Raw genomic sequence first — 25122 nt, forward strand, 5'->3', positions numbered from 1 at the left:
GGGCGGTCTCAGGCGAAGACCACGCAGGACGCTGCGGGGGCCTCCAGCGAGCCCGCACGGCGCGGGGTGCCGGTCTCCGGGTCGATGTCGAACCAGCTGACGTCGCCGGAGCGCTCGTTGGCCACGTACAGGCGGCGCCCTGCGGGGTCCAGGGCGAGGTCGCGCGGCCAGTGCCCGCCGCAGTCCACGGTGGCGACCAGGACCGCCCGCTCCCCCGTGGCGTCGAGCGCGAGGACCGAGAGGGTGTCGTCACCCCGGTTGGCGGTCCAGAGGAACCGCCCGTCGTGGGCCACGACCACTTCGGAGGGGTACGTCCGCGGGTCACCGTCTTGCGCCTCACCGGGCAGCACGGAGGTCTCCCCGACGGGTTCGAGGGCGCCCGCGGCGGCGTTCCACCGGCAGACGGTGACGGTCGGGGTGAGTTCGTTCAGTACGTAGGCGTGGCCGCCCGCGGGATGGAAGGCCAGGTGGCGCGGGCCCGTGCCCGGCCGCAGCGCGGTCTCCTCGTGCGGGCGCAGCTCTCCGGTCGCCGGGTCGAGCCCGCAGACGCGTACCGAGTCGGTGCCGAGGTCCACGCTGAGCACCCAGTTCCCCGAGGGATCGGGGAGCACCTGGTGGGCGTGCGGGGAGAGCTGCCGGTCGCGGTCCGGCCCGCTGCCGGTGTGCGGCAGCACCGAGGCCACCGGGCCGGGGGTGCCGTCCGCCCGTACCGGCAGGACGCTGACGCTGCCCGAGCCGTAGTTGGCGGTGAGCAGATGGCCCGCGGCGAGCGCGAGGTGGGTGGGGCCGCCGCCGTCGACCGGCCGGAGCCCGCCCAGCGGCCGGGGCGCGTCGCCGCTGACGTCCAGGGCGGCCACCGCACCGTGTTCGGTCTCGCTGACCGCGTACAGGGTGCTGCCGCCCGGCCCCGGTCCGTGCCCCAGGGCGAGGTACGAGGGGTCGGGCACCGCGTCCGTGGCGCCGAGGACGGTCAGCGCCCCGGTCTCCTGGTCCACCGCGGCGGCGGTGACGCCCCGTCCGCCCGCCGAGGTGAACGACCCGATGAATGCCCGCACCACGACATCGTCGCCGCTCCCCGCAGTGTCCGCCACCGCTTCTCCCCTTCTCCGCGAACCGACCGCGACGGCACGTGCCCCTCACGGTCCTCCGGGGGCGACCGTAGCAGCCGGAGGGAAGGTCCAGACCAGCACCTCGCCCGTCGGGGTTCAGGCGACGGACGGCACCCGGGCGGCCCGGCGGAGGGGCACGGCGAGTTCCAGCAGGGCCTGCTCCAGCGCGTGCAGATGGGTGAGCAGGGGCCCGTCCGCCACGGGCGCCGGCGCGGCGGCGGACGGGCGCCGGGACGCGCCGACCGGCTGTTCCGTCAGCGCCTCGACGGCGACCTCCACACGGCGGCACGCGGCGGCCAGCCGGACGTCGTGCGAGGCGTCCGGGTCGGCCGCGGCCACAGCGAGGCCGCGCACCTCACGGGCGCAGTCGTCGAGCAGGGCGAGCACCCGCCGGGCCCGGCCCTTGCGGGCCTTCATCGGATTGAGCGGATGCACGAGGGGCGCGAGCGACAGCCGCACCCGGCCGAGGACCGCCTCCAGTTCGGCGACGCGCGGCGCCGGGTCGGCGGCGTCGTCGCCCGCCAGGCGCGCGGCCGTCTCGGCGGTGCACGCGCGTACGCAGCGCAGCGCCCGCCCGACCCACGCCTCGGTCACCGCGTGGGTGGTCACCGGCAGCACGAGCAGCACCCCGAACGCGGCGCCCAGTGAGCCGATCGCCGTCTCGCCCACCCGCAGCGCGAGCAGCCCGGTGTCGAGCACGCCCAGCAGACCGTAGAGCATGCTCGCCATCACGGTCACGGCGAGCATCATCCAGGTGTAGGAGACGGCGGCGGTGTAGAAGATCCCGAAGACACCGGCCGCGACGACCACGGCGGCCACCACCGGCTCGTGGTGCAGCGGTACGGCGACGGCGAATCCCAGGACGATCCCGAGCGCGGTGCCGAGGAACCGCCGGAACCCGCGTACCAGCGTCTCCCCGCGCGAGGTGGTGTTGACGAAGACCCACCAGGTGGCGCCGACGGCCCAGTACCACCGCTCACCGGAGAGCGCCTGCCCGATCGCGAGCGCCAGTGCGGCGCCCACCGTGGCCTGCACGGCCTGCCGCGTGGTGATCCGCCGCAGCCCCTTCCCGCCGGCCGGTACGGGGACGGCCGCCGGGGCCGGGAGGCGGCGCTCGTAGCACCAGGCCCCGAACCGTACGGCCGCCGCCGCCGCCAGCGACAGCAGCACGGCCGCGTACAGCTCGGGGAGCTGGCCGGGCACGAGGTGCAGGAACTGTGCGGAGAAGAAGGTCATGAAGGCGAACACACCGAGCGAGTGGCCCCGCGGCCCCCACCGCCGCGCGTACACCCCCGCCCCGACGACGGCGAGGAACGCGAGGTCACGGGCGAGGGGCACATCGTGGAGCGCGGCGGCCAGCGCGAGCACCGGCAGCCCGGCGACGGGCAGCAGCGCCGTCGTCACCGCCTGCCCGCGCACCGTCGCGTCGGTGACCGTGAACAGGGCGAGCAGCGCGGCCAGACCACCGGTGATCGCCGCCACCAGCGAATGCCCGGCCGCCCCGCACAACGCGACGGCGAGCCCGATCCCGAGCACACCCCGGCTCGCGAAGCGCAGCCGCACCCGCCCCGGGTCCGGTGCCACGAACACCCTCTTCAGCAAGTCGCCCCGCCCCTTCCGCACCGTGACGCGTCACGCGTGGCGTCGTCACATGAGAAAGGCGCCGCGGAGGTCCCTCGCGGGATCCGCAGCGCCATTGATGCAGATATTTCAGCATCAGGTCGACTGATGGTTCAAACCGGACCACAGGTGCTGTACCAATGGCACAGCACCCGCGCCCTTCATCCGGCCACCGCAGGGCCAACGGACCACCACGCGCCCGCTCGGCGGGGCGTCCGGGTCATCCGGCGCTCGGCGACTCCTGCTCGACGGGGGTCAGGAGACGGGTCAGATGACGGGCCGACGCCTCCCACGACCAGGACTCCCCGACCCAGGCGCGGCCCGCCTCGCCCATGGCGGCCCGGCCGGGGTCGAGGAGCACCCCGGTCAGCGCCTCGGCCACCGCCTCGGTGTCGGTGCCGTCCACGACCCGGCCGGTTTGGCCGTCCAGGACGGTGTCCGGGGCGCCGCCCGAGTCGCCGACGACCACCGGCAGGCCGCTCGCCGCCGCCTCCAGGAAGACGATGCCGAGCCCCTCCGCCTCCAGACCGCCCCGCCGGGTGCGGCAGGGCATCGCGAAGACGTCAGCCGCGGCGTAGTAGGGCGGTATGCCGGTGTGCGAGACCCCGCCGGCGAAGTGGACGGCACCCTCGGCGTGCCGGGCCGCCAGCTTGCGCAGCCGCGCCTCGTCAGGGCCCTTCCCCACGACCAGCAGCACCGCTTCGGGCACCCGTCGCCTGATCAGCGGCAGGGCCCGGATGAGGGTGTCCTGCCCCTTGCGGGGCACCAGCCTGGCCACGCAGAGGATGACGCGCCGACCGTGCAGCCCGAGCGCGGTGCGCGGGTCGGGCCCGGCGTCGGCGCGGGGGCGGAACGCCTCGGGGTCGACCCCGGGAACGAGGCGGCTCATGCGGGCCCGCGGACCGAGCGCGGGCTCGATCCGGGCGCGGGTGTACTGCCCGAGGTAGGTGACCACGTCGGCCCCGGTGCCTATCCGGCGCATGAGCAGACGCGCGCCGGGCGTCCTGGCCCACCAGATCTCGTGGCCGTGCGTGGTCGCCACGATGCGCCGTACCCCGGCGCTCCGCAGGGCCGGGGCCATCAGGGCCAGCGGAGCCGCGGCGCCGAACCAGACCCGGTCACAGCCGTGCGCCTTGGCTATCTCGACGGCCCTGCGGGTCACCCGGCCGGTCGGCAGCAGCATCCGGCTCCGGTCGCGCACCACGGGGAACGGGAGGCCCGCGTCGTAGGCGGTGTCCCCGGGCTCGTGCGAGGTGTAGACGACCACGTCGTCGTCCGGGACACGGATGGCCATCGCGTGCACGAAGGTCTCGATGCCGCCCTGGCGCGGCGGGAAGTCATTGGTGATGACAAGGGTGGAGCCCATGGGGTTCTCGGTTTCCTTCGGCTGTCGGGGAACGGTCGGGGTCGTACGGAGCCGGTCGGGGCGTACGGGAACGGGCAGCCCGGTGCCCGGCCGCGGGCACGGCTGCTCACCGGGCCGGCCCGGGGGCCGTCCGGTCAGGCGGACGCGGTGTTACGCGGGAGTGGAGTGAGGCGGGTACGGGGTCACGCGGCGGTCGCGGCCAGCGGCGGTTCGGTGGACGGTCGTTCAGTAACCGGCGGGACGCACCAGGCCGGTCTCGTAGGCGTGGACAGCGGCCTGGGTCCGGTCGCGCAGCCCGAGCTTGGACAGGATGCGGCCCACGTGGGTCTTCACGGTCTGTTCGGCCACCACGAGGCGCTCGGCGATCTCGGCGTTGGACAGTCCCTGGGCGACCAGGGCCAGGACCTCGGTCTCGCGTTCGGTCAGTTCCCCCGCCCGCTCCCTGGACGGAGCGCGCGGGCCGGTGCTCACCCGGGCGAACTCGGCGATGAGCCGCTTGGTGATGTTGGGCGCGAGCAGTGCGTCACCCTCGGCCACCACCCGCACGGCGTGGGCGAGTTCACCGGCCGAGGCATCCTTCAGGAGGAAGCCGGAGGCTCCGGCGCGCAGCGCCTCGTAGACGTACTCGTCGAGGTCGAAGGTGGTCAGGACCAGCACCTTGGTGGTGGCGCCGTCGGCCCCGGTGACGGCGCGGGTCGCCTCGATACCGCCGAGCCGGGGCATCCGTATGTCCATCAGGACGACGTCCGGGGCGAGTTCGGCCACCTTCTCCACCGCGTCGGCGCCGTCGACCGCCTGGCCGACCACCTCGATGCCGGGTTCGGCGTTGAGCAGCACCGTGAAGCCCTGGCGGACCATCATCTGGTCGTCGGCGATCAGGACGCGGATGGCCGTCATCGGATGTCCTCGGCGGGGTCGGCGGGCCGGGCGGGCTCCGCGGGGGGCGGTGCGGGCAGTATCGCAGTGACGTCGAATCCTCCGTCAGGGGTGGCTCCGGTGGCGAGTTCGCCGCCCAGCATCGCGGTGCGCTCGCGCATGCCGAGCAGGCCGTGCCCCTCGCCCCGGGCGGGCGGGACGGCCCGGTCCGGTGCGGTGTTGGTGATCCGGACCGTGACCGTGGCCGGCTGGTAGCCGACCTCCACCCGGACCCGGGCACCGGGCGCGTGCCGGATCGCGTTGCTGAGCGCCTCCTGCACGATGCGGAAGGCCGACAGGTCGACGCCCGGTGCCAGCGGACGCCGTTGTCCGGTGGTCCCGGCGGTCACGGCGAGCCCCGCCGCACGGGCGTTGCCGACGAGTTCGCCGAGCTGTCCGAGGGTGGGCTGGGGAGCGTGCCGGGCCGCCTGCGGGAGGGGGTCCTCGGAGCGCAGGACCCCAAGGACGCGGCGGAGTTCGGTGAGGGCGTCGACCGCGTTGCGGCGGATGCCCTCTACGTTCTCCCGGAGCTCGTCGGAGGGGTTGTCGACCAGGTGCGGGACGACCTGGGCCTGGATGGAGATGACGGACATGTGGTGGGCGACCACGTCGTGGAGCTCGCGGGCGATGCGGTTGCGCTCCTCCAGCAGGGTGCGCCGGGCACGTTCCTCGGCGGTCAGTTCCTCCTGTACGACGAGCCGGGTGCGGGCCACGGCCAGGCCGCGCAGCGCGGCGCCCAGCACCGCGGGAACGACGAGGACGGCGAGGGCGAGGCGGGGGCCGGGCCCCCCGCCCCAGGGGACCGTCACATCGCAGGCGAGCCCCACGAGCACGGTGATCGACAGGGCCTCGGCGGTGATCCTGGGCCGCACCCGCAGAGCGAGCAGGAACAGCACAGCGGCCTGCATCACGACGCAGGTCACGTTCCAGGGGTAGGCCACGGGCTCGGGCCCGGGTATCCCGCCGGCGCCGATCGGGGGGAACCTCCCGGCCTCGGAAGCGGTGTTCGCGGCGAACGGGGTGACCAGCACCGTCACGAGCACCGAGGTCCACCAGGCGGGGACCGGGCGGTACAGGGCGGCGAGGAGCGCCGCCGCCTGGGCCCCGGCGAACAGGATGCCGAGCGGGACGCCCGCTCCGAAGGCGAAGGCGTACAGGTTGGTGTTGGCGATGAGCATGCCCACCGCGACCATCGCCAGCGGCACCGTGATGACCGGCCGCCACTCCAGCCAACGCGGCTGCCCGTAGCCCCCGTTCGGGTCGGAAGCCGACGTCAGGAGGTCCTCGCGCAGCGTACGGGGCAACGCCCGCAGCAGCCGCGCCGATCGCTTCACCATGTCTCGCCTGTTCACGGTTGGCACCTTAGGACCTCTCGCTCGGATCACGCCGGGCCCGTCCGGCCGAAAGCCCCTGGGCGCCTCGGGCCGCCGTCCGCCGGGGGCGCATCTCGCGGACCACCAGGCTCCTCCCGCGCGGCCGCCGCTGCTCGTACCCGTGGAAGGCCGCCCGGCAGAGCGCGAGTGCGACGGCGAACACCGGCAGCCAGGCCAGCCGGGCGAGCACCCAGCCGGGGTGGTCGGGCGGGGTGTGCAGGCCCGGCAGCGGGGTGCCCGCCGACAGACCGAGCGCGGTGACCGCGATCATCGCGGTCTGGTGCCACAGGAACACCGTCATCGCGGAGAGGTTGAGCACCGCCACCCCCGCCCAGACGGCGGGTCGTCGCAGCACCCGGCGCAGCGGTCCGAGCAGCAGCAGCGCCGCACCGCACTGTGCGAGGCCGAAGGTGACCACCGCGAGGGTCGGCGGGTCGAGGTTGGAGATCTCCGTACCGGGCACCCCGACCATGGCCGCGGGGTAGCCGCCCCACCGGACGAGTGCGGCGGTGGCGCCAGCGCCGCCGAGCAGCAGGGTCCAGCCGGTCCGGCGGCCGCACAGTTCGCCGCGTGCCCAGGCCGCACCGAGGCAGTACGGCACCAGCCAGCCGGCCGCCACGTTGACCGAGGCGAACGCGGTGGGTGTGTCCAGGCCGAACCGGTAGAGGTCGACGACGAGCACCACGGCGAACGGCCAGAGCGGGTGGAGCCTCGCCACCAGCGGGGTCGCCGCCGTCAGGGCCAGGTAGACGACGATGAACCACAGCGGGGACCACACCAGTTTGCACAGGGCGCGCACGGTGTCCTGGTCGGTGCCGGAAACGAGCATGGTGACCACCGCGACGGCCCATACGGCCAGGACGACGGCGACCGGGCGCAGCAGCCGTCCCGTCCGGGCCTTCAGCCATGGGCCGTAGCCCTCGCCCCGGGCGCGGGCCGCGGCGTGGCTCCGCGCCCCTGCCAGTCCGCCGACCAGGAAGAAGACCGCGAGGGTCTGGAACAGCCAGGACGCCGGGACGAGTCCGGGCAGGTAGCGCAGCGGGCTCGCGCCGTGCACGGTGCCGCTGTCGACGACCAGGGCGGTCACCAGCCAGTGGCCGAGGACGACGCCGAGGATGGCGAGGGCGCGCAGGGCGTCGACGGCGCGGTCGCGGCTGGCGGGGGTGGCGGATTCGATCCGCCGGACTGCCTCACGCACGGTGCCCTCCTGGGAGTTGTACGGATCCGGCCGTCCCGGCCACGATCCGGGCCATGTTCCTCAGCGGTTCGGAGCCGGGCCTCAGGTAGTCGCTGTGGCCGCCGTCGCCCGCCGCGAAGATCCGGGCACCGAACCCGGGCCCGGCGGGGTCCGGGCCGAACCCCAGCTCCAGGAAGGGCAGTCGCAGCCGGATGTGCGGGACGCCGGCGATCCAGTCGTCGCGGGCGCGGCCCGCCCAGACGGTGGCCCCGGTGCGCAGGGCGGCGGCGTCCGGGAAGCCGGTACCCGGGCTGCCGTACAGGACGATGTCCGCGACCCGCAGTCCGTGCGCGGCCCGCGCGCAGACCACCGAGCCGTAGGAGTGGCAGAGCAGGGTGGTCCGGGCCGTGGGCTTCAGCCGCTCCAGTTCCCGGACGAACGCGTCGAGTCCGGGGGCTGCTTCGGCGGCGCGCGCCGGGGTGAGCGCGTCGCTGCTCACCGTCCGCGGGGTCCGGTATCCGAGCCAGGCGACCACCGCCGAGCGTCCGCCCAGTTCGCGGAGCAGAGCGCGCGATCCGTTGCGCAGCCGCCAGTAGTGGTCGAGGTCGATGCCCGCGCCGGGGACCAGCACGGCGATCCGTTCGGCCCGCGCCAGATCACCGAAGACCTCGGCGGAGCGGCCACCGTCCCGGCCGTCGAAGGTGAGGAAGCGGCGGGCGGAGGTCCCCATCGTGTGCAGGGAGGCGGCCCGTACGTGGTCCCCGTGCCCACGCGCCGCCCGCTCGGCCGCGCCGATGTCGGCCCGGGAGGCCGCGTAGCGGCCGGCGAGGGCGGCGGGGTCCGCGCTGCGCAGGGGGGCCGCGGCGGACGGGGCGGGCGCCGGGACGGTCTCGGGGCGCGCGGCGCCGGAGACCGGCACGGCCACCGAGGCGGCCACCAGCACGGCGAGCAGACCGCGGCGCAGGCGGTCGCTGCGCGGTGGGGACGGCATGAGGGGTGTTTCCTTCCGTACCTGGCGGCTTCGCGGACCGGATGCGAGGTGGCGTGGCGGTACAGAAGTTAGGGAAGGGGCCTTGTAATCGGCGTCCCGCCTGGGTGTGAACCTGTTTCCTAGCTCTGGAGGACTACGGGTATGACATGCCGTCGGCCGTGGGACCGGGCCGGGCGGGGCGGGCCCGTTCTGTGCCGTTGGTACAGTCACAGCCCGAATTGCCCGACCAGGAAGAGGCCAGCGGACCATGGCGGTGGACGACCTCGACACCCGTATCCTCCGGCTGCTGATCGAGCAGCCGCGTACCAGTGTCCGTGAGTACGCCCGCATCCTCTCCGTCGCGCGGGGCACCCTCCAGGCACGGATCGACCGGCTGGAGCGGGAGGGTGTGATCACCGGCACCGGGCCGGTGCTGTCCCCGGCGGCGCTGGGCCATCCGGTGCTGGCCTTCGCCCATCTCGAAGTGACCCAGGGGCATCTGGACGAGGTCGGTGAGGCGCTCGCGGCGGTGCCGGAGATCGTGGAGGCGTTCTCGACGACGGGCGGCGGGGACCTGCTGGCGCGGGTGGTGGCCCGCGACAACGGGCATCTGGAGGACGTGATCCAGCGGCTGATCCAGCTGCCCGGCGTCGTCAGGACGCGTACGGAGGTGGCGTTGCGGGAGCGGGTGGCCCACCGGCTGCTGCCGCTGGTCGAATCGGTGGGCCGGACGGCGGCGGCCGACCGGAAATGATCATGGGTCGGGCATGCCGGGTATGCCGGGCGGCGGGAACCACTCGGCGGTTTCGAAGGCGCCGCGGACCGATATCCTGATCTTGCCGCGCGCCCCCCACCCCGTCCCGGTTGCGGCCGGGGCGCCGCCGTGGCAGCAGATGCAGAAGCGGCCCACGATCCGAGAATGGTGTACAGGTGCTGGTAGCTGGTCGGTACCGGTTGATATCCCCCATCGGCCGCGGCGGCATGGGCGAGGTGTGGCGCGCCGCCGACGAAGTGCTGGGCAGGGCCGTCGCGGTGAAGCTGCTGCTGGGCGACCACGCGGACGAGTCGGCCACCGCCCGGTTCCGGCTGGAGGCGCAGACCGCGGCCCGGCTGAGCCATCCTCATCTGGTGGCGGTGTTCGACTTCGGCGCCTGGGAGAACCGCTTCTATCTGGTGATGGAGCTCATCGAGGGCAGAAGTCTGGGCGCCCTCCTCACGGCCGAGGAACGGCTCGGCGCCGAGCAGGTCGCCCGGATCGCCGGACAGGCGGCCGCGGGGCTCGCCGCCGCCCACCGCCAGGGCATCGTGCACCGCGACATCAAGCCCGGGAACCTGATGCTGGACGCCGAGGGCTCGGTCAAGATCGGCGATTTCGGGATCGCCCAGTTCGTCGACGACCCGTCAGCGGCACTGACCACCACGGGGCAGATCGTCGGCACCAGTCTCTATCTCGCCCCGGAGCGGGCCCTGGGGCGTACGGCCGGTTCGGCGTCCGACATGTACTCCCTCGGCTGCGTCATCTACCAGCTCCTGCTGGGCGATCCGCCGTTCCGCTCGGACACGGCAACCGCGACGCTCTATCAGCATGTCGACACCGCACCCGTGCCGCTGCGCCAGCGGGGCGTCGATCTGCCCCCGGCCTTCGACTCCTACCTCCTCGGGCTGCTCGCCAAGCAGCCGGAGGACCGGCCCAGCGCCCAGGAGGTCGCCGAGTGGTTCCAGAGCGACGCCTGGCGGGGACAGCCCGAGCCGCTGCCGATGTACGCCCCGGCCCCGCACCCGGCCGCCGGGGTTCCGCACCGCGCCGGGCCCGCCCCGGCCGCGCCGGGCCTCCCGCACACCTCGGCCACCGCCCCTCCGTACGGCGCCGCCGCGGCACCCGGCCCCGCCGAGCAGGACGCGGGCCCGGCGGCGTACCGGCTGCCGCAGTCCGGCGGTCACCGCCGCCGCCAGCCGGACCGGTCCGCGCCCGCCCGGCGCACCGGCGCCCGGGAGGCGATCAGGCGCCGCCCCCGGGTGGCGAGCGCCATCGCCGGGTCGGTCGCCTTCGTCGCGGCCGTCTACCTGGGGATGACCCTGTTCTCCCCGGACTCCGACGATTCCGTCACCCCGGACTCCTCCCCGTCCGCGACCAGCGGACCGCAGGACGGTTCCGCCCCCCTGCCGCCCGCGCAGAACACGCAGGACACGCAGGACTCAGAGGAAGGCGGCCAGGGCGATCAGGGCGATCAGGATGACTGAAGAGGTCACCCGCCGTCGTTCCTGACGCGCTGCCACCCGCCGCCCTCCGCTGAGCCCGCGGGCTGCGCGAGGACCTGTGGCCCGAACGCGGCGAGACCGGCGCGTCCAACGGCTTCCCGCCCTTCCTGTGGCAGATCTCCGTCGGCACCGCCGAGGCCCCGTCCGGTCACGTGGCACCCCGGTGCGGCGGCGCCGCATCACACGGGCCGAGCGGTGCGTGCGCCGCTTCGCGGCCCGTACCCGCCGGGAGTCCGGACCCGGCGCCGGGGGGAGGGCGTTGTCCGCCCGCCGGACGGGCTGGAGCCGACCGGCCTGCCCAGGCCGACGGCACCGGCGTCCGGGGCGTCCTGCGGACGGACCGCGTCGGTGAGACCGCCGAGGCGGTGCGGGACGACGTGGCGGCACGCTACCGGACGGCCTGGCCGCCATGCCCCGCCCACCGGCTCGGCTGCCACCTGGTGGCAGCCGGTGGCGTCGCCCTGGGGGAGTACTCGTGCGCAGGGCATCGCGGACCGGCGCTGGGGGCCGGTCCATGACGCCCCGGGAATCCGGACACCGCCGGGGCGAGGCGGCCGGGCGGTCCGCGTCCCTCACGACCGGGTGTCAGACAACCGTCAAAACCGCGCGCCGCGACGTCAGCGGTCCGTCAACGGGGGCCGGGGACGCGGCGTTCGCACCTAGCGTCACTGCCATGCGTCACCACACCCCCCGTACCGGGGCGTGTCCGGCCCGTTCCGGCACGCTCGCCCACGACCTCGGCTGGGCCGCTGATCTGCGGTTCGCGGTGCACTGCTCGGTGGTCCTGCTCGTACTGCTGCTGGGGGTGGACGGGGCGGCCGGGCGGCTCACCTGGCCGCGCGTCCTGCTGTGGTCCGGGCTGGCGGCCCTGCTGTGCGCGGTCCTGGTGCCGCCCCGGGTCCGCGCGGGCGCCGGGTGGCTGTCCTGCCGGGCGCTGCTGCGCGAACGGACCGTGCGGACCGACCGGCTGGTCTCGGTGTGCTGGCCGGACGGCATCGCCCAGCGCGTGGTGTTCCGGGACGCCGACGGCTGCCGGGTCGAGGTCGATCCGGAGGTGTTCCTGGCGAATCCGGCGCTGTGGCACCGGGTGGACACGGACGCCCGCGGCAGCGCCCGGCGCGGCACCCTGCGATGCGGGGTGACGGCGCTGCGCCGACTGTCGGAGCGCGTCGACAGCAGGCACGCGCTGCGGGTGTTCACCCTCTCCGGGCTGGAGTGACCCGCCGCACCGGGCCGTTGTGCGATCCCACTACGACGGCTTGACCAAACTTGCCAAGTTCCCCGGCTGCCCCCGCAGTTCATTGACGCGCCCATGACCACATGTGAGTGTTCGGTCGCTCGATCACGGGCACCGGGGCGCGGGCGGCCGACGAAGGCCGGGATGCGTGCGCCGTAGTACACGGCTGCCTGTGATCGGGGCCCCCACTGATTCAAGGAGCCTCGATGAATCTCAGACCGATGACGGCCGGGACGACCCTGGCCGTCCTCGCCGCAATGCTGGTCGTCACCGGCGGGCCGTCGGCGTCCGCCGAACCGTCCCCGCCGCCCGCCCCGAGCGCGCTCACGGCCGCCGTCTCGGCCGCCGACCGGGCAGCCGCCAGCGGTCTCGACACCCTGGCGAAGGGCCCCGAGGAACGGTACGAGCGACAGATGGTGACCCCGTGGGTCAAGGGTCTGTACTCCGTCGCGTACCAGCGCACCTACCGCGGCCTGCCGGTCGTCGGCGGAGACGCCGTCGTGGTGGCCGACTCGAAGGGCCGGGTGCGCGGCACCCAGTCCGCGGTCTCCCGGCGGATCAACGTGCCGACCACACCGACCGTCTCCGCCAAGGCGGCCGAGAAGACCTCCCGCACGAAGCTGCGCACCGTGCAGCGGGTGGAGTCACACCGGCTCGTCGTCCGCGCCACCGAGAAGTCCTCCCGGCTGGCCTGGGAGACGGTCCTGGCCGGACGCACCGCCAAGTCCCCCAGCCGGCTCCACGTCTTCGTCGACGCGGGCACCGGCAAGGTGCTCGACAGTTACGACGACGTCCGGGCGGGCACCGGCAACAGCCAGTGGAACGGCCCGTCCCCGCTGGCCATCGACACCACCTCCTCGGGCGGCAGCTACTCCCTGCGCGACCCGAACCGGCCCGGCCTGAGCTGCGCCGACTACAGCACGGGCGGGGTCTTCACCAAGTCGACCGACTCCTGGGGCACCGGCAGCGCCTCCAGCAAGGAGACCGGCTGCGTCGACGTGATGTGGGCGGCGCAGCACGAGTGGAACATGCTGAAGGACTGGCTGGGCCGCAACGGGCACAACGGCAACGGCGGCAGCTGGCCGGTGAAGGTCGGGCTGAACGACGTCAACGCCTACTGGGACGGCTCCTCGGTCTCCATCGGCCACAACAACGCCAGCCAGTGGATCGGCGCGATGGACGTGGTCGGCCACGAGTTCGGCCACGGCATCGACCAGTACACCCCGGGCGGTGCCAACAACGAGTCCGGGCTCGGCGAGGCCACCGGCGACATCATGGGCGCCCTGACCGAGGCGTACACCAATGAGCCGGCTCCGTACGACGACCCCGACTACACCGTCGGTGAGAAGATCAACCTGGTCGGCAACGGGCCGATCCGGATCATGTACAACCCGGGGCAGATCGGCGACCCGAACTGCTACAGCTCCTCGATACCCAACACCGAGGAGCACGCCGCGGCCGGGCCGCTCAACCACTGGTTCTACCTGCTGGCGGAGGGCTCGAACCCCGGCGGCGGCAAGCCGGCCAGCCCCACCTGCAACAGTTCCTCGGTCACGGGCATCGGCATCCAGAACGCCGGCAAGGTCTTCTACGGCGGCATGCTGCTGAAGACGAGCGGGATGACGTACAAGCGCTACCGCACGGCCACGCTGACCGCAGCGAAGAACCTCGACCAGAGCTGTGTGTTCTTCGACCGGGCCAGGGCCGCCTGGGACGCCGTCAGCGTCCCCGCCCAGACCGGCGACCCGACCTGTACGCCGAGCGGCAACAACGACTTCACGATGTCCCTGGACCCGTCGTCCGGTTCCGTGAAGGCGGGCGCCTCGGTGACCGCCACGGTGCGGACCACGGTCAGCTCCGGCAGCGCGCAGACGGTCAGCCTGTCGGCGAGCGGGCTGCCGAGCGGGGTCACCGCGGCCTTCAGCCCCTCGTCGGTGCAGGCCGGTGCCGCCTCGACGATGACCGTGACGGCGTCCTCGAACGCCGCGCCCGGCTCGTACACCTTCACGGTGAAGGGTGACGGCACCCAGAGCCACACCGCGCAGTACACCCTCACCGTCGACAACGGGGGCGGCAACCCGGGCGGCAGCGCGCCGGACATCAGCGTCGCCAACGTGCAGGCGCACCTCGCGCAGCTGAGCACCATCGCCACCCAGAACGGCGGCCACCGCCGGGCCGGAAGCGCCGGTTACACGGCGTCCGTCGCCTATGTGAAGAGCAAGCTCCAGGCCGCCGGATACACCGTCAGTGAGCAGACCTGCGCCAGCTGCACCTACGGCGGCAACAACCTGATCGCCGACTGGCCGGGCGGCCCGTCCGACCAGACCATCATGTTCGGCGCCCACCTGGACGGGATCTCGGCCGGTCCCGGCATCAACGACAACGGCTCCGGGTCGGCGACCCTGCTGGAGAACGCGCTCACCCTGGCCCAGAAGAACCCGGCCATGGCCAAGCACGTCCGCTTCGCCTGGTGGACCGGCGAGGAGCAGGGCATGCAGGGCTCCGCGTACTACGTCGGCCAGCTGAGCTCAGCCCAGCGCAGCGCCATCAAGGCGTATTACAACTTCGACATGATCGCGTCGACCAACGCCGGCTACTTCATCAACAACGTCAGCTCGGCCGCCTCGGCCCCGATGAAGGAGTACTGGGACTCGCTGAACCTCGCGCCGGAGGAGAACATCGAGGGCCGGGGCCGGTCCGACGACTACTCCTTCCAGCAGGGCGGCATCCCCACCTCCGGCTACGCCACCGGCGCCAGCGCCACCAAGACCTCGGCGCAGGCCGCCAAGTGGGGCGGCACCGCGGGCCGTGCCTACGACCCCTGCTACCACTCGTCCTGCGACACCACGTCCAACATCAGCGCGACCGCGCTCGACCGCAGCGCGGACGGCGTGGCCTACACCCTGTGGAAGACGGCGGTCGGCACCACCGCGCCCGGCGACGACTTCTCCGTCTCGGTGAAGCCGGTGTCGGGCAGCGTCCAGCCCGGCGCCTCGGTCACCGCGACGGTCTCCACCGCGACGACCGCGGGCTCCGCGCAGTCCGTGCAGCTGGCCGCCTCCGGCGCGCCGAGCGGGGTCACCGTCTCCTTCGCCCCGGCGTCCGTGCAGTCGGGTTCCTCCTCGACGATGACCGTCACCGCCGGGGCCCAGGCCGCGGCCGGTACGTACACCCTGACGGTGACCGGCACCGGGAAGGCCACCCACACCACCACGTACTCGCTGGTCGTGGGCGGTAGCGGCAGCTGCCAGCCGCGGCAGGTCGTCGGCAACGACGGTTTCGAGAACGGCACCGCCCCGTGGACCCAGACGGACGGTGTGATCAACAACCGGACGTCGGAGAAGCCGGCTCACACGGGCTCGTACCAGGCCTGGCTCGGTGGCTGGGGATCGGCGCACTCGGACGCGGTCTCGCAGTCGCTGACCATCCCCTCGGGCTGCTCGGCGTACAAGCTGTCGTTCTACCTGCGAGCCGACACCGACGAGTCGGCGGGTGACCCGACCGCGTACGACACGCTCACCGTGAAACTGGGCACCAAGTCGCTCGCGACGTACTCCAACGCGGACGCCACCAGCTCCTACGTCCAGAAGACCTTCGACGTCGGTGACCTCGCCGGTCAGACGGTCACCCTGAGTTTCACCAGCAGTGAGGACGCGTATCTACAGACGAGCTTCGTCCTGGACGACGTGACACTGAACGCGAGCTGATCCTCGACGGTTCCGGACGGTTCGGCACCATGGGGCGGGGCGTGTACGCACACGTCCCGCCTCCGGCGTTCTCAGCGGACGACGGCGGCCAGCCGACGGGTGAAGTCCTCGGTCTCCGGCCGGTTGTCGTGACCGGCCGCCAGCCGGGCGTGCAGTCCGCGCAGTTCCTGCCCCAGCAGGGTCGAGGCGTTGATCTCGGTGGTGTCGAGCACCGGACCGGCGATGGCGATCGCCGCCTGCGGGTCACGGGCGCAGGCGTGGGCGTCCGCCATCCGGGCGAGGAAGAGCATCCGCGCCGAGTGCATCCCGGGCGGGAGCAGCCCCAGCGCCGACCGGGCCGCCCCGACCGCGCGCAGCGCCAGCCGGCGGTCCCCGGTCGCCGCGGCGAGATCCCGCAGTGCCCCGGCAGCGCCGGACTCCACGCGCAGCCGGACGGAGGCGACGGACAGCCAGGGCGCCTCCGTCTCGTCCTGCTCGCCGACCCGGTCCAGCTGCGACCAGGCGCGGTCGATGTGGCCGAGGGCCTGGCGCGTGTCGCCCCGGACGGCGTGGCCGCGCGCCAGGTACAGATCGCTCATCGCGCCCGCCCAGTACCGGCCCGCGGCGGCCTGCCGGATGGCGCCCCCGTAGGAGAGGGCGGACGGGCCGTCACCCTCCAGCCGGGCCAGGGTGCTCATGTCGCTGAGCGCGGCCACCGCCGTCCCTACGTGCCCGGCCAGTCCGGCCCAGCCCAGGGAGCGGTCGAGCCAGGCCATCGCCGTCGCGTTGCGGCCCCACAGCAGCCGCAGGCAGCCCGCGGACTGCGCGTACTCCGCGGCCAGGGGCGCGAGTTGGCGCTGGTAGGGCGCCGCGGGCAGGGCCATCCAGCGGAGCATCGCGTGCAGGGTGCGCTCGACGACGGCGGTCGCTCCGGGCCAGGCGCGTTCCTCGTCGGCGCGCAGGCAGGCGGCGAGCAGCGCCGTCAGGGCGTGCACGGTGTCGAGGTCCAGTGCCGGGGCCTCGACGGTGGCCGGGCCGAGGGAGCAGAACGCGGCGTGCAGGGCGACGGCATCGGCGAGCACCGGGACGGTACAGCCGTCCCGGCCGTGCACCGGGCACATCAGACCGTAGCTGGGCAGGCGGGCGGGCAGGACGGTGTCCGGCGGCAGCATCGCGAGCAGGGTGCCGCCCGCGGGCTCTCCGGGCAGCGGGCCCCGGCGGGCGGGCGCGGGCGGGGGGAGCGCGGCCGGGCCCTCCTCCCCCGCGCCGCCCGCCCCGGCTTCCTCCGCCTCCTCGCAGGCGGCCAGGAGCGCCCCGTCCGCCGACATCAGTTCGTCCAGCCTGCGGGCCAGCGGCAGCGGGGTGCGGCGGGTTCCGTGCTCCAGTTTGCTGATGGCGGTGTGGTCGTACCCGACGCGGGCCCCCACCTGCGCCTGGGTGAGTCCGGCGCGCCTGCGCCACTGGCGCAGCCGGTTACCGAAGACCCGCCACGCCTCGGCGGTGCGGGCGTCCGGCGCGGGGCCCACGCCCTCGGTCACCCGGCGCTCCGCGGAGCCGCGCCGGACGCTCCACCCTTGCCGTGCTCATGACTCATGGCGGGGAGAATAGCGAGCGCGTGGCCGCACTGTCGCGCACGCGCCGGGAAGATGGCGCCTTCGCTCCCCCTCCCGCCGCGGCGGCGGCCTGACCACGGCGCCGCCGTTCGCACATTCCGTCATATCCCCGCTGCCGTATGCCCGGTGACACGATCCGGCCGTTCCGGGCCGGTGGCCAGGACGATGGGCGCGCCGCCGCATGAACGGACCGCCCGCCGGGCATATGACGGAGTACCGACAGGGGGTGATGGCAGTGGGCCGCATCAGAATCGTCCGACGACCACAGTCGCCGAACCGGCCGCCGCCGCTCGATCTGCGGACCCCGTCCGGCCGTCCGCTGCCCTACTGAACCCGCGCGGCCCCCGGCGCGCCGTGCCGTGGCCGGTGGAGCGTCCGGGGCACCGTTCTGCGTGATGATGGGCGGCGAGCCGTCGTGGCGAGCGGTGTCCGGCCGCGGGCGCCCCGCCGCCCGGCCCGGAAGGGACGGTCTTCATGCACGCATCCCGGACGAGGAGACCGGCCGCGGCGGCACCGGCCGCGCTGGCACTGCTCCTCGCGGCCCTGGCCGGCTGCCAGGGCGGTACGGGCACCTCACCCGGCGCCACCACCCCTCCCCCGTCCGCCGCACGCGGCCATGTGCTCGCCGTGAAGATCGACAACGTTCCCGCCGCCCGCCCGCAGTCCGGGCTGAACGAGGCGGATCTGATCTACGTGGAGCAGGTCGAGGCCGGTCTCAGCCGCATGATGGCCGTCTATTCCTCCCGGCTGCCCTCCACGGCCGGCCCGGTGCGCAGCGCCCGGGAGACCGATCTGGAGCTGCTCCGCCAGTTCGACCGGCCGACACTCGCCTTCTCCGGGGCGCAGTCGAAGCTCCTCCCGGTCATCGCGGCGGCCCCGCTGAACCCGCTGACCCCGGACAAGGACCCGGACGCGTTCTTCCGCGCCGGGGACCGTGCGGCACCGCACAACCTCTATCTGCGCCCCGGCCGGGCCCCGCACGTCACCACGGGGGTGAACGCGGCCGAGGACCTCGGGCTGCGGTTCGCCGCCGCCGTGCCCGGGGGCAGACCCACCACCGGCCGTACGGTTCGCTATCCGGCGACGAGTCTCGCCTTCGCCTGGTCGGCCGGGGAGCGCCGGTGGCTCGTTTCCATGGACGGCGCCCCGGCCCGTTCGGCCGACGGGGGGCGGCTCGGCGCGGCCGATGTGGTGGTGCAGTACGTGACGGTGCGCCCGTCCGCGTACCGGGACAAGTGGGGCAGTACGTCGCCGTACACCGAGACCGTGGGCTCCGGGGACGCGCTGGTGCTGCGGGACGGCAAGGAGTACGAGGCCCGCTGGTCGCGGCCCGCGGCCGGGGCCACGACGGCCTTCACCGCCCCGGACGGCGGGCGGATGACCTTCGCGGCGGGGCAGGTCTGGTTCGTCCTCGCGGAGAAGTGAGGCCCGGGGGCGGTACGGTCTCAGCCCCGCCGGACGTCGGCCTACCGGCTCAGGAAGATCACACAGAAGATCCGGTACGCGCTGGAGACGTCCGCGACCGGCGCGTACGTCAGGGCGATGGCGGTGGTCAGGACACCCTGGGTGACGGGATGTCCCGCTGGACGCCGTTCCCGTTCAGCCTCTGCGGGAACGGCGGCAGACAGCCCTCGCGGGAGGTCATCAGCCGTCCCCCGGACGGTCCCGCCAGCCGGGTCAGCGTGCCTCCGCGCGCCGCGGCGACCAGCGCGACACGGCCGGCTCGGCTGGCTCGGCTTCCGAGGGGGCGTCCACGGTGCTCATGCGGCGCTCCTCACGGTGGCAGAAACGTACATTCTCATGGTTTCAGCCGCTTCCCCTCCCGGCTTGCGCGCAGGGGGGTGGAGGTTTCCCGGACCTGCCCACAGAGCGGCCGCCCGTGATCGATGATGTGCGGACGACTGCCGTCCCCGGTACGGCACCGGCTCCAGGAAGGGGTTCACGATGCGGGGCACGACACCCGAGCGGTCCACGTCCGACACGCGGTCCGGCCACGGCCCGGACGAGGAAGCCCAGGTGATCGTGGTGGGGGCGGGGCCCGCGGGCTCGGCCGCCGCCTTCCACCTCGCCAGAGCCGGTGTCGACGTCCTGCTGCTGGAGAAGTCCCAGTTCCCCCGGGAGAAGGTGTGCGGGGACGGGCTGACCCCGCGGGCGGTGCATCAGCTCATCAGAATGGGCGTCGACATCAACGCGCCGGGATGGACGCGCTCACGCGGCATGCGCTGGATCGCCGGGAAGCACCGGGTGCACATCGACTGGCCCGCACTGGGCCAGCACCCGGACTTCGGACTCTCCCGCAGCAGGCACGACTTCGACGACATCCTCGCCCGGCACGCGGCCGCCGCAGGGGCCCGGCTGCGCACCGGGGTGAAGGTGACCGGGCCGCTGACCGACCGGACCGGCCGGATCACGGGGGTCGCGGCCACGGCCGAGGCGAAGGAGCCACTGACCTTCCGCGCGCCGATCGTGATCGCCGCCGACGGCGCCTCGGCGCGCCTCGCCCTCGCCATGGGGCTCCAGCGCGACCCGGTCCGGCAGATCGCGACGGCCGCCCGCCGCTATTACCACAGCCCCGAGCGCTCGGCGGAGGAGTACCTGGAGCTGTGGGCCGACCTCACGTTCCCCGGCAGCGACCGCTTCCTGCCCGGGTACGGATGGATCTTCCCCATGGGCGACGGGCGCGTCAACGTCGGCCTCGGTGCGCTGCCGCACCGGCGGCACGGCACGGCCGACCTGCGTGCCGCACTGGACGAGTGGCTGGCCCGTACACCGCAGTCCTGGGGGCTGCGCGAGGAGAACGCACAGGGTCCGGTCCGCAGCGCGGCACTGCCGATGGGCTTCAACCGCCACCCGCTCTACACCCGCGGACTGCTGCTCGTCGGTGACTCCGGCGGCATGATCAGCCCCTGGAACGGTGAGGGGATCGGCCAGGCCATGGAGGCCGGGGAGGTCGCCGCCGAGTCCGCCACGCTGGCCCTCGCGATGCCCCGGGGGCCCCGGCGCGAGCGGGTGCTGCGCGGCTACCCCGTCGAGATGAACCGCCGCTGGGGACGCTACTACCGCCTCGGCAACACGGCCGCCGATCTCGTCTTCAGCCGCTCAGGTTTCCAGCCGGTCCTCAACCGGTACGTGATGGGGTCGCCGTTCCTGCTCAACACCATGGCCCGGCTCCTGACCAACCTCACGGACAAGCCCTCGCGCGACCTGATCGACCATCTGCTCAACGGCGCCGTACGGCTCGTACCGGAGCCGAAGGCGCGGCACCGACGCCGCTGAGGCAGCGCGTCGTCCGACGCCCGCTCAGGACCGGCGGCGGGGCTTGCCCCGATGGGTGGACTTGGCCTGCCTGGCCCCGCCGGAACCGGTCCCCGGCTTCCTTCCGCCCGAACCGCCGCCCTGCTTCCCGGCCGTGCGGCCGGGGGCGGGCTTGCGGCGCGTACCGTCCGCGTCGGCGCGCTTGTCCTCCGGCTGGACCCGGGAACGGGGGCGGCCCCGGGTGCTGTTGACGGTCCGCCCCCGGACGATCCCGATGAACTCCTCCACCAGGTCGGTGGTCTCCTCCTCCGGCCAGGACAGCACGACGCTCGACCCGGGGGCGTCCAGGACCGGCCGGTAGGTGAGGTCCTTGCGGTGGTGGAGGCGGGCGAGCGACTGCGGGACGACGAGCACCCCGACCCCCGCCGCCACCAGCTCGACGGCATCCGCCGTGGTGGCCGGACGCTCGATCGCGGGCCGCCCCGGGAGCTCCTCCCATTCGAGGGTGTCGTCAAGCGGGTGCAGCACGATGTCGTCGGCCAGCTCCGCGACCGAGACCTCCTCGGCCGCGGCGACGGCGTGGTCCTTCGGCACGACGACCACGGTCGTCTCGGTGTAGAGCGGGATGGCGCTCAGGGCCGTCCGGTCGACGGGCAGCCGTACGAGCCCGACGTCGGCGTCCCGCCTCCGCAGGACGTCGGACGCCTCGGCGGCCGTCACGCCCACGAGGGCCAGCGGAACGTCCGGCAGCCGCTCGTTCCAGATCCGCACCCACTTCCCGGGGGTCACTCCCGGGACGTACGCGAGCCGGAACGACGGGGTTTCTTCCGAGCTTGTCACTCCGCCAGGTTACCGGCCCTGGTCAGAGGTAGCGCACATGCTCGATACCCTGGTGAGCATGACGTCGCACAAGACCGCCCAGACGATGAAGCCCGCGACCGCGGCGAAGAAGCTGGGTGTGTACCTCGAGGCCACCCCCGCCGAGTTCCAGGAGGGTGTCGTCTCGCGCACCGAGTTCAACACGCTCCAGGCCGATCCGCCCGAGTGGCTGCGGGAGCTGCGACGCAACGGCCCGCACCCCCGGCCGGTCGTCGCCGCGAAGCTCGGCGTCTCCATCTCGGGCCTCGCCCGCGGCGGAGTCACCGAGGCGCTCACCACCGAGCAGATCGACGCGCTGAAGCAGGAGGACCCCGAGTGGCTCCGCCAGGAGCGTGCCACCCAGGCCGATGTCCGCAAGGAAGCCGTGCGCATCAAGGAGAAGCACGCGGCCCGCGAGGCCCAAAACGACGACGACGCGCGTTCCTGATCCCTCCCGTCGCCGCCCGGGGAGCTCCTGCTCCCTTGGGCGGCGACGGCGTTCCGGCCGCGGCGTTCGGGGGCTGGGCCTCAGGCCACGCCCAGCATCCGGGCGTGCAGGGAGCGGACTTCCCCGGCGAGCTCCGGGTCGGGGCCCGACACCGGGACGCCGGGGGCGACGACGTGCACCGGCAGGGCCGCGACCGGCCCCGCGCCGAAGCCCCAGCTCTGGCGCCAGGCGACGAGCTGCCCGCTGCTCGACGCGTACACGATGCGGCCCAGGCCGACCCAGGCGTGGGCCGCGCTGCACATCGGGCAGTGCTCGCCCGAGGTGTAGACGACGCTCGCCCGCCGCTCCTGCGGGGAGAGGTTGTCGGCTGCCCAGCGGGCGATCTCGAACTCCGGGTGGCGAGTCGCGTCGCCGTCCTTGACCCGGTTGCGGTCCTCGAACCGGATCGCGCCGTGCTCGTCCACGAGCAGCGAGCCGAACGGCTCGTCACCGGCGGTGAGCGCCTCCCGGGCGAGCTCCACGCAGCGGCGGAGGAACACCCGCTCCGCCTCCGTGACCGGCTGTCCGGGGCCCTGCGCGTGCGTCGCGTTCTCCGCCGTCTCGTTCTCTGTGCTCATGCCACTCTCCGTGCTCGTCCTCGCGGGCTGACAGCCCCGCGGCATTCGGTATACCATCCATGATTCCATGGCTGTTCCCGCCACGGCGTCGCGGATTCCCGGCCACATGAAGCATGCGACACGGAGGCACGGTCAGTGAGCAACGCCCCGGTGAACAGCCCCGCGCGCACACCGGCGTCGGTGTGGAGGGCTCCGGGCATGCCCGCCCTGCTGCTCCTGACGGCCACCGGATTCTCGGGCTTCTCGGCGCTGCTGCCCACCGTGCCGCTCTGGGCGGTGCGCGGCGGCGCCGGTACCGCGGGGGCCGGTTCGGTCAACGCGGTCCTGATGCTCTGCACCGTATGCGCGCAGACCCTGATGCCGGCCGCGATCCGCCGGCTGGGCTGGCGGGTCACCCTGACCGGCGGGGCGGTGCTGCTCGGCGCCCCCGCGCTCGCGCACCCGCTGTCCACGGACCTGAGCGCGGTGCTGGGCCTGGCCGCGGTGCGCGGGCTCGGGTTCGGGGTACTCACGGTCTGCGGCGCCACGGCGGTCGCCGAACTCGTCGGGCCAGAACGGCGCGGGAAGGCGGTCGGGGCCTACGGGCTGGCCATCGCGGGGCCGCAGTTCGTTCTGGTGTCGACCGCGCCGTGGGCTGCGGAGAACATCGGATTCACGGCCGTGTTCGCGGTCGGCGCGCTGCCCCTGCTCGGGGTGGTGCCCGCGCTCCGGCTGGCCCGCCGGCTGGACGGCGGCGCGGCCGGAACCGGGGGACTTCCGGCCCGGGACAGCACGGCGGGCCCGCGCGCCGCGTACCGTCCGCTGCTGCGGCCGATGCTGATTCTGCTCGGGGTCACGACCGCCGGGGGCGCCCTGATCACCTTCGCCCCCCAGATGAGCGAGGACCCGGCCGCGACGCTGGCCGGACTGCTCCTGCTGACCGGAACGGCGGCCGTCTCCCGCTGGCGGTTCGGAGGACCGGCCGACCGGTACGGCACCCGGCCGTTCCTCTGGCCGCTGGTGACCACCACCGCCGTCGGCCTCGCACTGACCGCCTGGGCCGTGGCCCCGCCAGGAGCGACCCGCGTGGTGCCGCTGCTGGCCGGGATGGCCCTGGTCGGGATCAGCTACGGCGGGCTCCAGAACCTGACCCTGGTGGACGCCTTCGCCGCCGTGGACCGCCGGTCCAGCGGGGTGGCGAGCGCCGTGTGGAACATCGGCTTCGACGGCGGGACGGGGCTGGGCGCCCTGCTCGTCGGCTTCGTCGCGACGGGGACCTCCTTCTCCGTGGCGCTCCTGGTCACCGCCGCGCTCTCGCTCGCCACCCTGCCGCTCACCCTCACCCGCCGGAACGGCTGACGAGACCACCCTTTGGCATACCATTCAGTCATGGCTGATGTGATTCTGACGAACGTCCGTCCCTGGGGCGCGGCCCCGGTGGACCTCGTGATGTCCGGCGCCGAGATCCGCTCCGTCCTGCCCGCCGGAACGGCCCCGGCCGTCGGCGACCGTCTCGACGGCGGCGGTCTCCTTGCCCTGCCCGGCTTCATCAACGCGCATGCCCATGTCGACAAGAGCTGGTGGGGGCAGTCCTGGGTGTCCTACGGCGGGGAGGCCACGACACAGGGGCGCATCTCCCACGAACGCGCCGAACGTGAGGCACTTGGTATCCCGGGCGCGGACGCGACTGCCGCCGTACTGCGCGAGTTCCTCCGGCACGGCACGACCGCGGTGCGCAGCCATGTGGACGTGGACCTCGGTGTCGGGCTGCGCGGGATCGAGGTGGTCCGCGAGGCGGCGGCCGCGCTCGACGGCGCGGTCGACGTGGAGATCGTGGCCTTCCCGCAGGACGGTGTAGTGCGCCGTCCCGGCGTGCTGGACCTCCTCGACCGTGCCGCCTCGGCGGGGGCGACAGCGATCGGCGGCCTCGACCCGGCCTCGATCGACCGCGACCCGGTGGCGCAGCTCGACGGCCTCTTCGGCATCGCGGAGCGGCGCGGGGTCGGGCTGGACATCCATCTGCACGACCGGGGCGAGCTCGGCGCCTTCCAGTTCGAGCTCATCATCGACCGCACCCTGCGCACGGGGCTGCGCGGCAGGGTGACGGTCTCGCACGGTTTCGCGCTGGGCGAGCTCCCTGCCGACCGGCAGCGGCGCCTGGTCGAGGAGTGCGCACAGGCCGGGGTCTCCTGGGCGACCGTGGCCCCGGTCCGTACGGCGCCACTGCCCTGGCAGGCGATGCGGGAGCACGGCGTCCCGGTCGGCCTGGGCACCGACGGCATCCGGGACCTGTGGTCACCGTACGGTGACGGCGACATCCTCCGCGTCGCGCTCGGCTTCGCCCGGCTGCACGGGCTGCGCACCGACGAGGAGCTGGCGTACGCGGTGGAACTGGCCACTACCCGCGCGGCGGACTTCGTGCACCGTGACACCCACGACATCGCAGCGGGGGCGCGGGCCGACATCGTGCTGCTGGACGCGGAGAACGTCCAGGACGCCCTGGTGCGCGCGCCGCGCAGACAGCTGGTGGTCGCCGGTGGCCGGGTGGTCGTCCGGGGCGGCGAACTCCTGGTCTGAACCCGGCCGGTGACCGGCTTCGGGGATCCAGGGGAGCCCGCACCCGCCGGATTCCCCGAAGCC

Annotated in this window: 19 protein-coding genes; 9 read left to right on the forward strand and 10 right to left on the reverse strand. The window is 73.9% G+C overall.

Annotated elements, in window-relative coordinates; translation table 11 throughout:
• Positions 1-8: 8 nt before the first annotated feature.
• The 7 genes from ACFVWY_RS11160 to ACFVWY_RS11190 all read right to left on the reverse strand — a co-directional run bounded on the left by ACFVWY_RS11160 (position 9) and on the right by ACFVWY_RS11190 (position 8551).
• Complete coding sequence (locus ACFVWY_RS11160; protein WP_389869804.1) at positions 9-1091, reverse strand: lactonase family protein; 1083 nt, start codon at positions 1089-1091, stop codon at positions 9-11.
• Positions 1092-1205: 114 nt separating this feature from the next.
• Positions 1206-2711, reverse strand: a complete 1506-nt coding sequence (locus ACFVWY_RS11165; RefSeq protein WP_389869806.1) for an FUSC family protein — start codon at positions 2709-2711, stop codon at positions 1206-1208.
• A gap of 238 nt (positions 2712-2949) precedes the next feature.
• Positions 2950-4095 (reverse strand): glycosyltransferase family 4 protein, encoded by a 1146-nt coding sequence (locus ACFVWY_RS11170; protein ID WP_389869809.1) that lies wholly within the window; start codon positions 4093-4095, stop codon positions 2950-2952.
• A 225-nt stretch (positions 4096-4320) separates the two neighbouring features.
• A complete protein-coding gene (locus ACFVWY_RS11175; RefSeq protein ID WP_389869811.1) occupies positions 4321-4992 on the reverse strand; it encodes a response regulator in 672 nt (223 codons plus the stop codon).
• On the reverse strand, positions 4989-6347 hold the full coding sequence (locus ACFVWY_RS11180; protein ID WP_389870368.1) for a sensor histidine kinase: 1359 nt from the start codon (positions 6345-6347) through the stop codon (positions 4989-4991). The genes ACFVWY_RS11175 and ACFVWY_RS11180 overlap by 4 nt, the downstream gene beginning before the upstream one ends.
• 25 nt (positions 6348-6372) lie before the next feature.
• On the reverse strand, positions 6373-7581 hold the full coding sequence (locus ACFVWY_RS11185) for an acyltransferase (RefSeq protein ID WP_389869814.1): 1209 nt from the start codon (positions 7579-7581) through the stop codon (positions 6373-6375).
• The gene (locus ACFVWY_RS11190) at positions 7574-8551 is read right to left on the reverse strand and encodes an alpha/beta hydrolase (RefSeq protein WP_389869817.1); all 978 of its coding nucleotides are present in this window, start codon (positions 8549-8551) and stop codon (positions 7574-7576) included. The genes ACFVWY_RS11185 and ACFVWY_RS11190 overlap by 8 nt, the downstream gene beginning before the upstream one ends.
• Before the next feature lie 247 nt (positions 8552-8798).
• On the opposite strand from ACFVWY_RS11190, the gene ACFVWY_RS11195 reads away from it, so the two are divergent.
• The 4 genes from ACFVWY_RS11195 to ACFVWY_RS11210 all read left to right on the forward strand — a co-directional run bounded on the left by ACFVWY_RS11195 (position 8799) and on the right by ACFVWY_RS11210 (position 15733).
• Positions 8799-9284, forward strand: coding sequence for an Lrp/AsnC family transcriptional regulator (locus tag ACFVWY_RS11195; RefSeq protein WP_389869820.1), 486 nt, complete (start codon positions 8799-8801; stop codon positions 9282-9284).
• 227 nt (positions 9285-9511) lie between these two features.
• Positions 9512-10771 (forward strand): protein kinase, encoded by a 1260-nt coding sequence (locus ACFVWY_RS11200; RefSeq protein WP_389870370.1) that lies wholly within the window; start codon positions 9512-9514, stop codon positions 10769-10771.
• Positions 10772-11462: 691 nt separating this feature from the next.
• Positions 11463-12008 carry a hypothetical protein gene (locus ACFVWY_RS11205; RefSeq protein WP_389869822.1) on the forward strand — a complete coding sequence of 182 codons (546 nt, stop codon included), beginning with the start codon at positions 11463-11465 and terminating at the stop codon, positions 12006-12008.
• Positions 12009-12247: 239 nt separating this feature from the next.
• Positions 12248-15733: a M28 family peptidase gene (locus ACFVWY_RS11210; protein ID WP_389870372.1), complete on the forward strand. Its 3486-nt coding sequence runs from the start codon at positions 12248-12250 to the stop codon at positions 15731-15733.
• A gap of 71 nt (positions 15734-15804) precedes the next feature.
• Here the strand turns inward: ACFVWY_RS11210 and ACFVWY_RS11215 are convergent, their stop codons facing one another.
• Positions 15805-17250 (reverse strand): helix-turn-helix domain-containing protein, encoded by a 1446-nt coding sequence (locus tag ACFVWY_RS11215; RefSeq protein ID WP_389869824.1) that lies wholly within the window; start codon positions 17248-17250, stop codon positions 15805-15807.
• A gap of 549 nt (positions 17251-17799) precedes the next feature.
• Between ACFVWY_RS11215 and ACFVWY_RS11220 the strand changes: the two genes are divergently transcribed.
• Both ACFVWY_RS11220 and ACFVWY_RS11225 read left to right on the forward strand, forming a co-directional pair.
• Positions 17800-18750, forward strand: coding sequence for a DUF3048 domain-containing protein (locus ACFVWY_RS11220; protein WP_389869826.1), 951 nt, complete (start codon positions 17800-17802; stop codon positions 18748-18750).
• Positions 18751-19269: 519 nt separating this feature from the next.
• Complete coding sequence (locus ACFVWY_RS11225) at positions 19270-20601, forward strand: geranylgeranyl reductase family protein (RefSeq protein ID WP_389869828.1); 1332 nt, start codon at positions 19270-19272, stop codon at positions 20599-20601.
• A 24-nt stretch (positions 20602-20625) separates the two neighbouring features.
• On the opposite strand, the gene ACFVWY_RS11230 is transcribed toward ACFVWY_RS11225, so the two are convergent.
• Positions 20626-21420 (reverse strand): LysR substrate-binding domain-containing protein, encoded by a 795-nt coding sequence (locus ACFVWY_RS11230; protein WP_389869829.1) that lies wholly within the window; start codon positions 21418-21420, stop codon positions 20626-20628.
• A gap of 58 nt (positions 21421-21478) precedes the next feature.
• On the opposite strand from ACFVWY_RS11230, the gene ACFVWY_RS11235 reads away from it, so the two are divergent.
• A complete protein-coding gene (locus tag ACFVWY_RS11235) occupies positions 21479-21886 on the forward strand; it encodes a DUF5997 family protein (protein WP_389869832.1) in 408 nt (135 codons plus the stop codon).
• An 80-nt stretch (positions 21887-21966) separates the two neighbouring features.
• On the opposite strand, the gene ACFVWY_RS11240 is transcribed toward ACFVWY_RS11235, so the two are convergent.
• Positions 21967-22503 carry a nucleoside deaminase gene (locus ACFVWY_RS11240; RefSeq protein WP_389869835.1) on the reverse strand — a complete coding sequence of 179 codons (537 nt, stop codon included), beginning with the start codon at positions 22501-22503 and terminating at the stop codon, positions 21967-21969.
• A gap of 198 nt (positions 22504-22701) precedes the next feature.
• Between ACFVWY_RS11240 and ACFVWY_RS11245 the strand changes: the two genes are divergently transcribed.
• Complete coding sequence (locus ACFVWY_RS11245) at positions 22702-23841, forward strand: MFS transporter (protein WP_389869838.1); 1140 nt, start codon at positions 22702-22704, stop codon at positions 23839-23841.
• Positions 23842-23871: 30 nt separating this feature from the next.
• Positions 23872-25059, forward strand: a complete 1188-nt coding sequence (locus ACFVWY_RS11250) for an amidohydrolase (RefSeq protein WP_389869841.1) — start codon at positions 23872-23874, stop codon at positions 25057-25059.
• Positions 25060-25122 lie beyond the last annotated feature (63 nt).

This window comes from Streptomyces sp. NPDC058195, from assembly GCF_042883525.1.
In the GTDB taxonomy this organism is placed as follows: domain Bacteria; phylum Actinomycetota; class Actinomycetes; order Streptomycetales; family Streptomycetaceae; genus Streptomyces.

Coding starts and splice junctions, on each gene's coding strand:
- ACFVWY_RS11170 (WP_389869809.1), bottom strand. CDS start 4,095: ATGGGCTCCACCCTTGTCATCACCAATGACTTCCCGCCGCGCCAGGGC.
- ACFVWY_RS11175 (WP_389869811.1), bottom strand. CDS start 4,992: ATGACGGCCATCCGCGTCCTGATCGCCGACGACCAGATGATGGTCCGC.
- ACFVWY_RS11180 (WP_389870368.1), bottom strand. CDS start 6,347: ATGGTGAAGCGATCGGCGCGGCTGCTGCGGGCGTTGCCCCGTACGCTG.
- ACFVWY_RS11190 (WP_389869817.1), bottom strand. CDS start 8,551: ATGCCGTCCCCACCGCGCAGCGACCGCCTGCGCCGCGGTCTGCTCGCC.
- ACFVWY_RS11195 (WP_389869820.1), top strand. CDS start 8,799: ATGGCGGTGGACGACCTCGACACCCGTATCCTCCGGCTGCTGATCGAG.
- ACFVWY_RS11200 (WP_389870370.1), top strand. CDS start 9,512: ATGGGCGAGGTGTGGCGCGCCGCCGACGAAGTGCTGGGCAGGGCCGTC.
- ACFVWY_RS11205 (WP_389869822.1), top strand. CDS start 11,463: ATGCGTCACCACACCCCCCGTACCGGGGCGTGTCCGGCCCGTTCCGGC.
- ACFVWY_RS11210 (WP_389870372.1), top strand. CDS start 12,248: ATGACGGCCGGGACGACCCTGGCCGTCCTCGCCGCAATGCTGGTCGTC.
- ACFVWY_RS11220 (WP_389869826.1), top strand. CDS start 17,800: ATGCACGCATCCCGGACGAGGAGACCGGCCGCGGCGGCACCGGCCGCG.
- ACFVWY_RS11225 (WP_389869828.1), top strand. CDS start 19,270: ATGCGGGGCACGACACCCGAGCGGTCCACGTCCGACACGCGGTCCGGC.
- ACFVWY_RS11235 (WP_389869832.1), top strand. CDS start 21,479: ATGACGTCGCACAAGACCGCCCAGACGATGAAGCCCGCGACCGCGGCG.
- ACFVWY_RS11240 (WP_389869835.1), bottom strand. CDS start 22,503: ATGAGCACAGAGAACGAGACGGCGGAGAACGCGACGCACGCGCAGGGC.
- ACFVWY_RS11245 (WP_389869838.1), top strand. CDS start 22,702: ATGCCCGCCCTGCTGCTCCTGACGGCCACCGGATTCTCGGGCTTCTCG.
- ACFVWY_RS11250 (WP_389869841.1), top strand. CDS start 23,872: ATGGCTGATGTGATTCTGACGAACGTCCGTCCCTGGGGCGCGGCCCCG.